At 40.0% G+C, this 13,013-nt stretch carries 14 protein-coding genes; 5 read left to right on the top strand and 9 right to left on the bottom strand.

Annotated elements, in window-relative coordinates:
• Positions 1 to 81 precede the first annotated feature (81 nt).
• The gene (gene gcvP, locus ACK2WI_RS12680; RefSeq protein WP_312695992.1) at positions 82 to 2,955 is read right to left on the bottom strand and encodes an aminomethyl-transferring glycine dehydrogenase; all 2,874 of its coding nucleotides are present in this window, start codon (positions 2,953 to 2,955) and stop codon (positions 82 to 84) included.
• A gap of 479 nt (positions 2,956 to 3,434) precedes the next feature.
• On the opposite strand from gcvP, the gene ACK2WI_RS12675 reads away from it, so the two are divergent.
• Both ACK2WI_RS12675 and ctlX read left to right on the top strand, forming a co-directional pair.
• Positions 3,435 to 4,349: a dimethylarginine dimethylaminohydrolase family protein gene (locus ACK2WI_RS12675; RefSeq protein ID WP_409151149.1), complete on the top strand. Its 915-nt coding sequence runs from the start codon at positions 3,435 to 3,437 to the stop codon at positions 4,347 to 4,349.
• A 2-nt stretch (positions 4,350 to 4,351) separates the two neighbouring features.
• Positions 4,352 to 5,263, top strand: a complete 912-nt coding sequence (gene ctlX / locus ACK2WI_RS12670) for a citrulline utilization hydrolase CtlX (RefSeq protein ID WP_409151147.1) — start codon at positions 4,352 to 4,354, stop codon at positions 5,261 to 5,263.
• A gap of 9 nt (positions 5,264 to 5,272) precedes the next feature.
• Here ctlX and ACK2WI_RS12665 read toward each other — a convergent pair whose 3' ends face one another.
• From ACK2WI_RS12665 to rpmB, 7 genes are all read right to left on the bottom strand, one after another.
• Positions 5,273 to 5,869 (bottom strand): Crp/Fnr family transcriptional regulator, encoded by a 597-nt coding sequence (locus ACK2WI_RS12665; protein ID WP_409151145.1) that lies wholly within the window; start codon positions 5,867 to 5,869, stop codon positions 5,273 to 5,275.
• Positions 5,870 to 5,876: 7 nt separating this feature from the next.
• Positions 5,877 to 7,466, bottom strand: coding sequence for a bacillithiol biosynthesis cysteine-adding enzyme BshC (gene bshC, locus ACK2WI_RS12660; protein WP_409151143.1), 1,590 nt, complete (start codon positions 7,464 to 7,466; stop codon positions 5,877 to 5,879).
• A 94-nt stretch (positions 7,467 to 7,560) separates the two neighbouring features.
• Complete coding sequence (gene rimO / locus ACK2WI_RS12655) at positions 7,561 to 8,895, bottom strand: 30S ribosomal protein S12 methylthiotransferase RimO (protein ID WP_409151141.1); 1,335 nt, start codon at positions 8,893 to 8,895, stop codon at positions 7,561 to 7,563.
• 13 nt (positions 8,896 to 8,908) lie between these two features.
• Positions 8,909 to 9,871, bottom strand: a complete 963-nt coding sequence (gene ftsY, locus ACK2WI_RS12650; protein ID WP_093100022.1) for a signal recognition particle-docking protein FtsY — start codon at positions 9,869 to 9,871, stop codon at positions 8,909 to 8,911.
• 143 nt (positions 9,872 to 10,014) lie between these two features.
• Positions 10,015 to 10,176, bottom strand: coding sequence for a DUF4295 domain-containing protein (locus tag ACK2WI_RS12645; protein ID WP_093100020.1), 162 nt, complete (start codon positions 10,174 to 10,176; stop codon positions 10,015 to 10,017).
• A 43-nt stretch (positions 10,177 to 10,219) separates the two neighbouring features.
• Positions 10,220 to 10,402, bottom strand: coding sequence for a 50S ribosomal protein L33 (rpmG, locus tag ACK2WI_RS12640; RefSeq protein ID WP_002998409.1), 183 nt, complete (start codon positions 10,400 to 10,402; stop codon positions 10,220 to 10,222).
• A gap of 75 nt (positions 10,403 to 10,477) precedes the next feature.
• The gene (gene rpmB, locus ACK2WI_RS12635) at positions 10,478 to 10,711 is read right to left on the bottom strand and encodes a 50S ribosomal protein L28 (protein WP_093100019.1); all 234 of its coding nucleotides are present in this window, start codon (positions 10,709 to 10,711) and stop codon (positions 10,478 to 10,480) included.
• Between the two features lie 204 nt (positions 10,712 to 10,915).
• Between rpmB and ACK2WI_RS12630 the strand changes: the two genes are divergently transcribed.
• Both ACK2WI_RS12630 and recO read left to right on the top strand, forming a co-directional pair.
• Positions 10,916 to 11,143 carry a signal peptidase gene (locus ACK2WI_RS12630; protein ID WP_409151139.1) on the top strand — a complete coding sequence of 76 codons (228 nt, stop codon included), beginning with the start codon at positions 10,916 to 10,918 and terminating at the stop codon, positions 11,141 to 11,143.
• 11 nt (positions 11,144 to 11,154) lie between these two features.
• Entirely contained in the window at positions 11,155 to 11,874 is a 720-nt protein-coding gene (gene recO / locus ACK2WI_RS12625) for a DNA repair protein RecO (protein WP_409151137.1), read from the top strand.
• Positions 11,875 to 11,943: 69 nt separating this feature from the next.
• Here recO and ACK2WI_RS12620 read toward each other — a convergent pair whose 3' ends face one another.
• On the bottom strand, positions 11,944 to 12,135 hold the full coding sequence (locus ACK2WI_RS12620) for a cold-shock protein (RefSeq protein WP_093100014.1): 192 nt from the start codon (positions 12,133 to 12,135) through the stop codon (positions 11,944 to 11,946).
• A 158-nt stretch (positions 12,136 to 12,293) separates the two neighbouring features.
• On the opposite strand from ACK2WI_RS12620, the gene ACK2WI_RS12615 reads away from it, so the two are divergent.
• A complete protein-coding gene (locus tag ACK2WI_RS12615; RefSeq protein WP_409151135.1) occupies positions 12,294 to 13,013 on the top strand; it encodes an SIMPL domain-containing protein in 720 nt (239 codons plus the stop codon).

Raw genomic sequence — 13,013 nt, 5'->3', positions numbered from 1 at the left:
GCTTGTATTCTGCATGAAAAGAGAAAGCCTTTACCCGAAATGGGCAAAGGCTTTCCTGATACTTTATATTTTCAGATCTCCTTAGATCTCTGCGTATGCTTCCATCGGAGGGCAAGAACAGATTAAGGTTCTATCTCCTTGGGAATCATTCACACGACCTACCGAAGGCCAGAATTTATTTACTCTTAAGTATTCGATTGGATAAGCAGCAGTTTGGCGGGAATATGGTCTATCCCAGTCATCACCTGTTACCACTCTAGCTGTATGAGGCGCATTTTTCAATACGTTGTCTTTTTGGTCTGCATCTCCATTCTCAACCGCAGCAATTTCTGAACGGATACCGATCAAGGCATCACAGAATCTATCTAATTCTGGTTTTGACTCAGATTCTGTCGGCTCAACCATTAAAGTACCAGCCACTGGGAATGATACAGTTGGAGCGTGGAAACCGTAGTCCATCAAACGCTTAGCGATATCTGCTACTTCGATACCTACATTTTTAAATCCGCGACAATCCAAGATCATCTCGTGTGCACAACGTCCATTCGCACCAGCATATAAAACTGGATAATGTTGCTCTAGGCGAGCTTTGATATAGTTGGCATTCAAGATAGCCGTCTTAGTTGCGTTTGTAAGGCCTTCTCCGCCCATCATAGCGATGTAAGCGTGTGAGATGACCAAGATAGAGGCTGAACCAAATGGAGCCGCTGAAACGGCTGAAATGCCCTCTTCGCCTGAGATCTCGATAATCTCATGGTTAGGCAAGAAAGGAACCAAATGTGCTGCTACGCCGATTGGACCCATACCTGGACCACCACCACCGTGAGGAATACAGAAAGTCTTATGTAAGTTCAAGTGACAAACGTCTGCTCCAATGAAGCCTGGGCTAGTCAAACCTACCTGAGCATTCATATTTGCACCGTCCATATATACTTGACCACCATTCTCGTGGATGATATTACAGATCTCAACAATCGGTTCTTCAAATACACCATGAGTCGATGGATAAGTAACCATCAAAGAATTCAGGTTAGCCGAATGTTCAGTAGCTTTTGCTTTTAAATCTTCAACATCGATATTACCACGATCGTCACATTTAACCACAACTACCTTCAAACCTGCCATAGAAGCAGATGCTGGGTTGGTACCATGTGCCGATGCAGGGATCAAACAGATGTTTCTATCGAAATCTCCACGGCTATGGTGATAAGCGCGGATTACCATTAATCCAGCGTATTCACCTTGTGCACCAGAGTTTGGTTGGAAAGACATCTTAGCGAAGCCTGTGATTTCACATAACCAATCGTTCAATTCATTGATCAATTGCATGTAACCAGATGTTTGATCAACTGGTGCAAATGGATGCAATCCACCGAATCTAGCCCAAGTAACTGGAACCATCTCGGTTGTTGCATTCAATTTCATGGTACATGATCCCAATGGAATCATAGAGTGGCACAATGAAAGGTCTTTCGCCTCTAAAGATTTGATATAACGTAGCATTTCACTCTCTGAGTGGTAGCTGTTGAATACTGGGTGAGTCAAGTACTCAGAAGATCTTTCCAAGTGCTCTGGAATTGAAGTTCCTAATTCCTTAACGATAGCATCCATATCCACATCAGTGATGTGCTTGCCCTTAACCTTAGCAAATACTTTCACGATGGTTTGGATATCTTCAAAAGTGGTTGTCTCATCGATAGAGATACCTACTGTACCCTCTTGGTAGAAGAAGTTAAGCTCGTGGTTCAAAGCCTCGCTTTTCAATCCATCAACTTCCTTGCCCACATCAAAACGAAGGGTATCGAAGTAAGATTCATTGACTTGTTTGTAGCCTAATGCTTGGATTGCTTTATCCGCTAATTTTGTCAAGTCATTGATACGGGAAGCGATGTTTTTGATTCCTTTAGGACCGTGGTATACAGCATAGAAGGAAGCCATGATAGCTAACAAAGCTTGTGCTGTACAGATATTTGAAGATGCTTTATCTCTACGGATATGTTGCTCACGAGTTTGAAGCGCCATACGTAGTGCGTATTCTCCGTTTGAATCAGAAGTAACACCAATGATTCTTCCTGGAATATTACGTTTATAAGTGTCTTTAGTTGCAAAGAATGCTGCATGCGGGCCACCAAATCCCATTGGTACACCAAAGCGTTGGGAGTTACCCACAACAACATCAGCACCCCATTCTCCCGGAGGAGTCAACAAGGCCAATGACATTAAGTCTGTACCAACACATACAGTGATGTCTTTATCATGTGCATAGGCCGTAAATTCTTTATAGTCATTTACCGTACCATCAGCTGCAGGATATTGAATATATGTGGCGTACACATCGTCCGTTAAGTTCTCTACAGTTAAATCAGCAACACGTATCTCAACGCCGAAAGGAACGGCTCTGGTTTGCAATACATCTAATGTTTGAGGATATACGTTTGGAGTTACCAAGAACACATTAGCATCCTTGTTTTTGCGTGTGCTGTACAGCATGAACATACCTTCTGCGGCAGCAGTTGCTTCATCCAATAGGGAAGCATTTGCGATTTCTAAACCAGTTAGGTCTGAAACCATAGTTTGGAAGTTCAACAAGGCTTGCAAACGTCCTTGAGCAATTTCCGCTTGGTAAGGAGTATATTGTGTATACCATCCTGGATTTTCAAATACATTACGTTGGATAACCCCAGGAAGGATCACATCGTTATATCCCTGACCGATATAAGATTTGAATACCTTGTTCTTTTCAGCTATTTGAGCTATTTTTTCCAAATACGCAACCTCACTAAGTGCAGGAGGAAGGTTCAAAGCTTGTTTCTTACGAATCTGTGCAGGAACGGTCTGATCGATCAATTCATCCAAAGAACCCACTGAAAGCACGTTCAACATTTCCTCTACTTGCGCAGAACTTGGACCATTATGGCGATCCTCAAATTTTTCTTGGTAAAATATGTTACTCATTTTAAGTATTAATTGTAACTTTTGAGACTGATTAACTATCTGTTATCCAAAATATTTCAACAGGATTTCTGTGTAAAAATTTAGATGTGCAAAGATACGCTTTTTATAGGTAATTTTAAGGAGTCCACCCGCTCGAAAAACTTTTATTAACACATCAATCGATTGCACATTTCTTTAAATTCCAAACAACAATAGCAGCAATATTTTATCAATGTAACATCCGTTAGGACCTTTTGCTTCAAAAGACCTAAATGCAATTCCTGTTATACTTTAGGCGGCTAATGGAAGAATTGACACAGCTATTAAAAAAACGGCAAATAAACCTCAAAATCATTCCATTTTCTGCATTGAACACCCCTGATTTCATACTTTAATTCCAGCATTAAAGCTCTTGATGTTAAATATTTACAATAATTTTCATCGGCAATTTTAAGATAGGAATCTTTACTAATTTAGGCCTGAATCAATTAATAAATTATATGCTTAAATTAAACGTGAGGAATGAATCCGATCGCTTGAGCGCTGTAATTCTAGGGATTGCCAATCACAATGGTCCGACTCCCACAGCAGCAGAAGCTTATGACCCCAAGTCATTGGAACATATCCTCGCAGGTACTTACCCCACTGAACCAGACATGGTTCATGAACTTGACCAGTTCAAACAGGTTCTCAATAAATATGGAGTAGAGGTCTATCGTCCCGAAACAATCCCCAACCTTAATCAAATCTTTACGAGAGATATAGGTTTTGTTATTGATGATTACTTTGTGAAATCCAATATCCTGCCCGATAGAGCAGAGGAATGGGAAGCCATCCTGTACATTATCGATCAAATTGACCCCGAAAAGCTGATCACCGCCCCTGAACATATCCATATGGAAGGCGGAGATGTGATCCTCTGGAAAGATTATGTCTTTATCGGAACCTATTCCGGCGCGGATTATTCTGAAATAAACACCGCGAGGACAAACCATCAAGGTGTTGAGTTCATCAAGGAGAAATTCCCAAATAAGACGGTAATAGGATTCGATCTGATTAAATCCATGACAGATCCTCGTTCCAATGCATTACACCTGGATTGCTGCTTTCAACCGATTGGCGAAAATAAAGCCATAATATACCCAGGCGGGTTCAAAAACCAAGAAGACTTTGAGTTCTTGCTGGAATTGTTTTCTGAAGAGAATGTATTCCAAATCACTGCAGATGAAATGTACCAGATGTTCTCAAATGTCTTTTCCATCTCCCCTACAGTCATCGTTAGTGAGCAAAGATTTGCAAGGCTGAACACTTGGCTCCGAGAACAGAATTTCATTGTGGAGGAAATCCCTTATCATGAAATCGGAAAACAGGAAGGTCTCTTGCGCTGCTCCACCCTACCTCTAATCAGAAAATAGCCATGCAAACAACAAATACAATCTTAATGGTTCGCCCTTTCTACTTCCGTAGAAATGAAGAAACGGCTGTAAATAACTTCTTCCAAGCGAAAAACGAACGCAACGACAGGCTTTCTGACCTTGCGGTCACTGAGTTTGACAACTTTGTCAGTATCCTTAAAAATGCAGGTGTCAAGGTTTTTGTTGTTCAGGACCCTGGCAAATTAGATACCCCTGACAGCATCTTCCCTAACAATGTCATTTCATTCCATGTCAACAAGAGCATCATCTACCCGATGTTTGCTGAAAACAGAAGAAATGAAAGACAATTGAATTATTTAGGAAAACTGGACCAAGCGGGAACACATTATGAAACGGTTCAAGACTATACCACTTATGAGGATCAGAACAAGTTCTTGGAAGGCACTGGCTCCATGATCTTGGACAGGGTAAACAAGATTGCCTACTGCTCCTTATCTGAACGTGCAAACGAAGAACTGTTCCATATATTCTGCAAGGATCAAGGTTATACGCCTTTGGTTTTCCATTCCACTCAGCAGGTTGGCGAAGCCTACCTTCCAATCTACCACAGCAATGTGATGATGTCTGTAGGCACAAACTTCAGTGTAATCTGTTTGGAAGTAATAAGGAATCCCGAAGAGAGGGAATTGGTGGTTTCAAGCTTGAAAAACACAGGCAAAGAAATCATAGTGATCACTGAAGATCAAATGAATCATTTTGCTGGAAATATTTTGGAAGTCAGGAACATTGATGGTGATCCGATAATCTGTATGAGCACCCAAGCCTTCGAGACCTTTGAGGAGGAACAGATTGAAGCGCTAGAAAAGCACGGCAGGATAGTCCATGCACCTTTGTTTAGTATTGAAAAATATGGTGGCGGAAGCGCCAGATGTATGATGGCTGAGGTTTTTTAACCTCAGCTATTAAAAACTGTCCTTAGCAATTTCCCTTCTCACCCTACTCAAGCTCTCTGGCGTAATGCCGAGGTAAGATGCGATCATCCATTGCGGTACACGCAATAACAAATTAGGATAGAGTTCGATAAATTCCAGATAGCGTTCCTTGGCAGTCATCGCCAATAAAGAATTGATCCTACGCTGAAGGTAATACACACTCCTCTGTAGGGACCTTTCAGTAAACATGGCAAATTCTAATCGTAATTTTGCCGCCTCAGCGAAGAACTTAGGATGCAAAAACACGACCTTACTCGGCTCAATCGCCTTGATATAATACAAGGAAGGCTCATCAAAGTAAACACTCGAGCGATCACCCATCAACCAATTCTCCGGTGCAAACTGAAGAATATGCTCCACGCCCTTTTCATCCAAGGACAAGAACTGCAATAGCCCTTCTTCCACAAACAAAAAGTGCTTGCACACCTCTCCTGCCCTCAATATATATTGATTGTGCGATAATTCCCTAAACTCAAAAAAAGGAAGCAGCTGTTCGAAATCACTCTCAGTCAAAAAAGCTTTTTCTGTATAGTATTTATAGAAATTACTCTTCAATAACTCTTCCATTTGCATATTAATATAGTATAGTGAATTTAAAGTCCAAAGGGTTAAATGTCTTAACAAGATCAGGGATCAATTCCTTCCCATGTTTCAGATAAAGCTCAGCAAAATTATCAGTTCTCTCCTGCAGAGCGCCTCCAGGAAAGAGTTTTTCCTTGATTCTATCGATCTGGATCAAGGCATCCTGATGGTTCCTTTTCTCGGCTTTCAATAGTTTCTTCTCTAGGTTATTGACCGCTTTTTTCAGTCTCGCCTTAACCGCATCGGTGCTTGGTCCTAAACTCGGATCAATCTTATGGGCTCTCAACTTAATCTTTCCAAATATAGCATTGAACTCCATCCACTCATCCTGCAAATTCAACCGATGCTTGGTGATCCGCTTCACATAATCCTTCTTCAAAGTCTCAGAAGGCTTAAAGATGCTCTTGAAAGTAAAGTCTAATCTAAAGATTTTACCAGCCATCTGATCATCAGTGATCATAGCCGAATTACGCGGAATCAAAATAGGAAATGGCATCTTATACTGATCAAAATTAGCTTTTAACTGCAACCAATAGACAACTTCCGCTCCCCCACCAATATAAGCCAAGTTCGGAAGGATAACCTCCTCGTACATGGGGCGCATCACGACATTCGGGCTAAATCTTTCCGGATGAGCATGGATCTCCTTCTTGATCTCCTCTTCGGTAAAATAGATCCCTTGATGCAAAATCTCAAATTTCCCATCCTCCGTACGAACGATCCTTTCCCGGAATTCATCCGTTAGATAGAAAAAGTTGATTTCCCGAGAATGCACTTGAGTCGCAAAACCTTTATCCTTCAATTGCTCAGAAGTCCTTTCAATAGCTTTAAAGCTCTTTTCTTTCAGAATATCTTCCTCCATGATTGGAGCGAATAATTTTTTCAATTCCTTACGGTCCGCATCAATAATGATCAGACCATATTGCTTAAACAGGGAATTAACAAAGGTTCTGGTGGCATCTGCCAAGCTCAGGCCTTTCAAATAAGCCTCTTCGACAAGTTCGGTTAGCTCCGTTGCATTATCAGAAAGTCCAAAGGTATTGCAGTATTGTTTAACGGTGTCGGCAATGCTCTCCGTATCCATTCGACCAGTTGCCGAATGTGATTCCACATCCCAAAGGATCTTTTTGCCAAAAGCTTTGGTATGGTTTATTTCCTCAAAATCATGGTCTTCCGTTGCCATCCAATACACTGGTACAAACTCATTTTCAGGAAATTCCTTCTTCAGGTCCTGAGCCAATTTGATGGCAGTCACGATCTTGAAAATAAAGTATAAAGGTCCCGTGAATATATTTAATTGGTGGCCAGTGGTAACTGTATAGGTGTTATTATCCTTTAATCGGATAATGTTCTGCGCTACTTCCGGAGAGGAAGAAAGCAGATCTCCATATTGATCAGTTAAAATTTTAGTTAATAATTCCCGATGTGCAAACCCTTTCTTTTTGCCAATCTGATCCTTAAAACCCGCTATATCAGGTTTATTCCCATAAAATGGAGCAAGATGCTCATTATGGTTCAGATAGGCAATTAAGGTTTTGGAGAAACTATTAGTGTCGCTGTAATCAATATATGTGGCTTTCATCTACCTCTTTTAAACTTTTACAAATGTATAGGCATTTAGTATACAAAATACAAAAATTTAAAATAAGCCCGACTACTTGCCACAAATGTTATAGTTATTTGACAATATTTCCGTACAAGTCAAAGTCTTCTGCACGGTCAACCTTCACCTGAACAAAGTCTCCAATGCGGGCATAATTGGATTTCGCTTCCAATACCACCTCATTGTCAACCTCAGGTGAATCATATTCAGTCCTACCGATAAAATAATCACCGTCTACCCTATCCACCAACACTTTATAGGTATTTCCAACTTTCTCTTGATTGATTTCATAAGAAATTCCTTGCTGAACTTCCATGATCTGATCCACACGATCCTGTTTTACTTCTTCAGGAACATCGTCCTCAAGGCTATGCGCATGTGTCTTTTCCTCATGCGAATAAGTAAAACAACCTAAACGATCAAACCTAGTTTCCTCTACCCATTCCAACATTTCCTGGAAGTCTTCTTCGGTCTCGCCTGGATAACCACAGATCAATGTTGTTCTCAAAGCAATATCAGGAACTTTATCGCGGATTTTGTTGACTAGATCGATCTGTTTTTGTTTGCTTGTTCCTCTACGCATAGAAGTCAGCATACGATCCGAGATATGCTGCAATGGCATATCCAAGTAGTTACAGATATTGGAGCGTTCGTTCATGGCATCCAAGATATCCATTGGGAATCCGGAAGGATAAGCATATTGTAAACGGATCCAATCAATTCCCTCCACATCCGATAAATGACGCAATAAGTCCGATAAATTACGCTTTCCGTAAATATCCAGCCCATAATAAGTCAAATCCTGAGCGATCAAGATCAACTCTTTGGTACCATTAGAAGCCAAGAACTTAGCCTCTTTTACCAGATCATCAATAGATTTAGACACATGCTTTCCACGCATCAATGGGATGGCGCAGAATGAACAAGGCCTATTACAGCCTTCCGCAATCTTGAAATAAGAAAAATGGGAAGGAGTTGTCAATAGACGCTCACCAAGCAATTCATGTCTATAGTCCGCACCGATACTGGAAAGAAGATCTGGAAGATCATTCGTTCCAAAGAAAGCATCAACATTAGGGATTTCAGTTTGCAACTCCGGTTTGTATCGTTCTGATAAACAACCCGTAACAATTACTTTATTGACTTTCCCTTGGTCTTTTAATTCTGAAAATTGAAGGATGGTGTCAATGGATTCCTGTTTGGCATTATCGATAAAACCACAAGTATTGATCACCACGATATCATTAGCTTGGATATTGGAAGCTTCATGGACCACCTCCATCTGATTGCCCTTTAATTGGCCCATCAGCACCTCGCTATCATGTATGTTTTTAGAGCAGCCTAAGGTCACCACGTTCACACGAGGTTTAGCCTGTATAGGTGCTGTTTTTGATTGTTTCGTTTTCATATTACGCTGTAGCCTACTTGAATAGTGAGTCTACAAATTCTTTTTTGTTAAATAACTGCAAATCACCGATCTTCTCTCCCACTCCAATGTATTTAACCGGAATTTTAAACTGATCTGAGATCCCTATGACAACACCACCTTTGGCCGTACCGTCTAATTTTGTCAAAGCCAAAGCATTGACATCCGTTGCTTGAGTAAATTGAGTCGCTTGCTCAATGGCATTTTGTCCCGTTGAAGCATCCAATACCAATAAAATCTCATGAGGAGCATCAGGAATAACCTTTTGCATCACATTTTTGATCTTGGTCAACTCGTTCATCAGCCCCACTTTATTATGAAGCCTACCAGCAGTATCTATAATGGCCACATCATCCCCATTCGCAACGGCGGACTTTACGGTGTCAAAAGCAACCGATGCAGGATCCGAACCCATTGGTTGAGCAACAACACGCACACCAACCCGATCACCCCACAATTGGATTTGATCTACCGCAGCAGCCCTGAAGGTATCAGCAGCACCAAGGACCACCTTGTTGCCAGCCTCTTTCAGTTGATGCGCCAGCTTTCCGATCGTTGTGGTCTTACCGACCCCATTCACACCCACTACCATGATCACGTATGGCTTTTGGTTGCCATATTCAAAAGATTCAAAGTCATTGCTGTTGTTTTCAGCCAATAAACCTTGAATTTCATCCTTCAACAGACGATTCAGGTCATCCGTAGTGACATATTTATCCTGTGCAGCACGCTTTTGGATACGGTCCACAATCTTTAGGGTCGTGGTCACACCCACATCAGATGTTACCAGCACCTCCTCCAGATTATCCAACACTTCGTCATCAATGGTAGACTTCCCTACTACTGCCTTCGTAATCTTGCTGAAAAAACCTTCCTTGGTTTTCTCTAAACCTTTGTCCAAAGCCTCTTGAGCTTCAGGTGTCTCTTGCTTCTTTTTAAAAAAATCAAATAATCCCATGATGGATGTGTTATAGATAAAGGATCTGAATCGTATCAAAGATACTTAAATACAGGATACTAAAAAAGCCCTTTTGGTGCTCCCAAAACGGCTAATTATAAGATTTTTAAAGAAAAACTTTAAAAAAAGGAATATCTAACTGCTTATTTAGAAGCCGCAGCAACAACCTCTTTTACTTTGTCATTGTGTACCATACTTTCTTTGAAAGTATAAGCGCCAGTTTTTGCAGATTTTGTAGTGATAATTACTTTAGTAAACTCTTTACCACCACCTTTTTGTAATGATGCAACTGCTTTCTTTGCCATGGTATTATATTTTTAATATGAACCCCGAGGATCCAATCGTGAATTACTTAATTTCTTTGTGAACTGTTACTTTTCTCAATACAGGGTTGAATTTTTTCAACTCCAAACGCTCAGTTGTGTTCTTTTTGTTCTTAGTGGTAATGTAACGAGACATACCTGGAAGACCACTTTCTTTGTGCTCAGTACATTCTAAGATAACTTGTACTCTATTTCCTTTTTTTGCCATTGCCTTACTTTATTTAAACCCTCACGGGTGAATTTCATGATTCTATTTTCTGCTGATATAACAGGCTACTATCTATTAAATATGACCTTTTTTAATAAACTTGTCGATAGCTGCTGTAATACCGTTCTTGTTGATGGTTTTAATAGCCGAAGTAGATACCTTTAGAGTAATCCAACGATCTTCTTCTGGAATATAAAAACGTTTGGTCTGTAAATTAGGATAGAATTTACGCTTAGTCTTAACGTTCGAGTGTGATACGTTATTTCCCTTTAATGCCGTCTTGCCTGTTAAATCACAAATTCTTGACATGATATTCGATTTTTTATTGTTGTTCTAATTCAATTATCGTTCCTCAGAAACGAGTGTGCAAATATCTATATTTCTTTTGGGAAATACAATAATAATTAGCGAATTATTTTAAAATAATCTAGGAATAGGGCAGAAGTCAACAAAAATACTGTATTTTGCATTATATTTTACGCCGAGGCTCACAATAGTTTTCAACAATTCACAATGAACAAGTATTTAATACGAGGATTAGCTTTCACTTTGCTGGGAATAATCTGTATCTATTATGGTACCATCCTCATGGAATCCGACAACAACTGGTACAAACCACTCCTCGTTGTCGGGGTTATCGCTTTCGGATTCGGCTTCATTACCTTCATTTATCGCTTGTTCAGAAAGATTGACCGTAATTCACTTTTGGACGACAGAAAATCCAAAAAGAAAAATAAATAGGGTAGAACCTGATGCTGCAACAAACCAAAGGAATCACCTTAAAAGTCACCAATTACTCCGAAAGTAGCGTCGTTGCTCAAATCTATACGGAGGCGCTCGGCTTGCAATCTTACTTGATCAACGGAGCCAGAAAACCAAAAGCCAAAATCTCGTACAACATGCTCCAACCATTCCATCTATTGGAAATGGTGGTTTATAACAAGGAAAACAACAACCTGCAAAGGATCAAGGAAGCTCAGCAACTTCCGCCCCTTAAAAGCATTCCACTCGATATCGTCAAGAGTTCCATAGCCATGTTCTTGAATGAAGTCCTGTATAAGGTATTAAGACATCAACATCCGGAACCTCAACTGTTCCAATTTTTAGAGAATGCCATCATCTGGCTTGATGAAAGTAAGGAGGGATTGGCAAATTACCATTTGGTCTTCTTGGCAAAACTGAGTCACTATCTCGGTTTTAAACCAATCATCCAGGATCTGCCGTATTTTGATCTGATGGAAGGTCGGTTTTCCAATAGCTTGCCCGCGCATTTTCATGTCCTACAAGAACCGTACAGCACTTATTTCAGAGAAATTTTACAAAGCAGCTTTACGAATTGTAACAAAATTAAGCTGAGCCGAGCAGATCGGACATATCTTCTGCAAAAAATAATCGATTATTATCGGCTTCATACAGAGAACTTTGGCGAGATCAATTCGCTCTATATCCTAGAAGAAATCTTCGGAAATTAAAGGCAAGAAAAAACCCGTTGAGTTGGTACTCGACGGGCTTCCACAATAAATATATATTGAATCTAATTTTTAGATAAGCTTTACATTTACCGCGTTTAGTCCCTTACGACCTTGTTGTACTTCGTAAGAAACATGGTCGTTTTCACGAACCTTGTCTACTAATCCAGAAACGTGAACGAAAATTTCACTCTCGCCAGAATTTGGAATGATGAAACCGAAACCTTTGGCTTCATTAAAGAATTTTACTACTCCTTCTTGCATAATAATTACTATTGTTTTTTTTAAAGGTATCATTATTTTTTGAATACCAATTAAATTTAATCGTTAAATCTACCAAACATTTTTCAAATTATTTAGCAATTTCTTTTCGCCGACAATTTGGAAAGGTTTTTGCCATGAACAATTTATTTAAAATTATTATGAAAAAATTAATTACACTATTTGCGCTGGTTGGTATGATTACCACGTTGAGCGCCCAAACTATTAATATGGAAAACACTAGGAGAGTAGCAACCCGCGGTTATGCTGAAAAAGAAGTAACACCAGATATCATCTATCTATCTATTTCTTTGAAAGAGTATTACCAAGATGGAAACACAAAGAAAAAGGTTGCTATCGACCAACTTGAGAAACAACTTTTTGATGCTGCCATGAAAAATGGCGTCAAAAAAGAAGACTTCACAGTCCAAAACATCTACAGCTATAATGCTGAAACAAAAAAGAAAAACAACGAACTATTGCAGGCTAGACAATATAGGATCAAGGTTACTAACCTGAATAATTTAAATCCTATGTTGGAAGAAGTTGATGCTAAAGGTTTGCAGAGCACCAATATCTCGGGCTACGATCATTCTCAAAAGAAAGAAATCGAGAAGGAACTAAAAACCCTTGCTGTACGTGATGCTAGGGCAAATGCTGAGATCCTTGCAGCGGCAGATGCTGAAAACGTAGGAAAAGTAATCATGATCAATGATAACAGCAGCATGAGCTGGAATGATATCCTGCCTCAACCTCGCATGTACGCTATGTCTGCAAAAACTGGCAACAATGAAATGGACGCTGCAGATCAGGGTTTGGACCTAGAGGTTAAACCAATCAAACTTACTTGTAACATCGATGCCGTATTCGCACTGAAATAA

The organism is Sphingobacterium sp. BS-2 (assembly GCF_046161205.1).
Classification (GTDB): domain Bacteria; phylum Bacteroidota; class Bacteroidia; order Sphingobacteriales; family Sphingobacteriaceae; genus Sphingobacterium; species Sphingobacterium mizutaii.
This window is presented reverse-complemented; position numbering and strand designations above follow the sequence as displayed.

What these genes read in the sequence shown, in the direction of transcription:
- ACK2WI_RS12675 (WP_409151149.1), top strand. Translation starts at nt 3,435, where the DNA reads ATGCTTAAATTAAACGTGAGGAATGAATCCGATCGCTTGAGCGCTGTA.
- ACK2WI_RS12645 (WP_093100020.1), bottom strand. Translation starts at nt 10,176, where the DNA reads ATGGCAAAGAAAGCAGTTGCATCATTACAAAAAGGTGGTGGTAAAGAG.
- ctlX (WP_409151147.1), top strand. Translation starts at nt 4,352, where the DNA reads ATGCAAACAACAAATACAATCTTAATGGTTCGCCCTTTCTACTTCCGT.
- ACK2WI_RS12620 (WP_093100014.1), bottom strand. Translation starts at nt 12,135, where the DNA reads ATGCAAGAAGGAGTAGTAAAATTCTTTAATGAAGCCAAAGGTTTCGGT.
- ftsY (WP_093100022.1), bottom strand. Translation starts at nt 9,871, where the DNA reads ATGGGATTATTTGATTTTTTTAAAAAGAAGCAAGAGACACCTGAAGCT.
- rpmB (WP_093100019.1), bottom strand. Translation starts at nt 10,711, where the DNA reads ATGTCAAGAATTTGTGATTTAACAGGCAAGACGGCATTAAAGGGAAAT.
- ACK2WI_RS12630 (WP_409151139.1), top strand. Translation starts at nt 10,916, where the DNA reads ATGAACAAGTATTTAATACGAGGATTAGCTTTCACTTTGCTGGGAATA.
- rimO (WP_409151141.1), bottom strand. Translation starts at nt 8,895, where the DNA reads ATGAAAACGAAACAATCAAAAACAGCACCTATACAGGCTAAACCTCGT.
- gcvP (WP_312695992.1), bottom strand. Translation starts at nt 2,955, where the DNA reads ATGAGTAACATATTTTACCAAGAAAAATTTGAGGATCGCCATAATGGT.
- recO (WP_409151137.1), top strand. Translation starts at nt 11,155, where the DNA reads ATGCTGCAACAAACCAAAGGAATCACCTTAAAAGTCACCAATTACTCC.
- ACK2WI_RS12665 (WP_409151145.1), bottom strand. Translation starts at nt 5,869, where the DNA reads ATGGAAGAGTTATTGAAGAGTAATTTCTATAAATACTATACAGAAAAA.
- bshC (WP_409151143.1), bottom strand. Translation starts at nt 7,466, where the DNA reads ATGAAAGCCACATATATTGATTACAGCGACACTAATAGTTTCTCCAAA.
- ACK2WI_RS12615 (WP_409151135.1), top strand. Translation starts at nt 12,294, where the DNA reads ATGAAAAAATTAATTACACTATTTGCGCTGGTTGGTATGATTACCACG.
- rpmG (WP_002998409.1), bottom strand. Translation starts at nt 10,402, where the DNA reads ATGGCAAAAAAAGGAAATAGAGTACAAGTTATCTTAGAATGTACTGAG.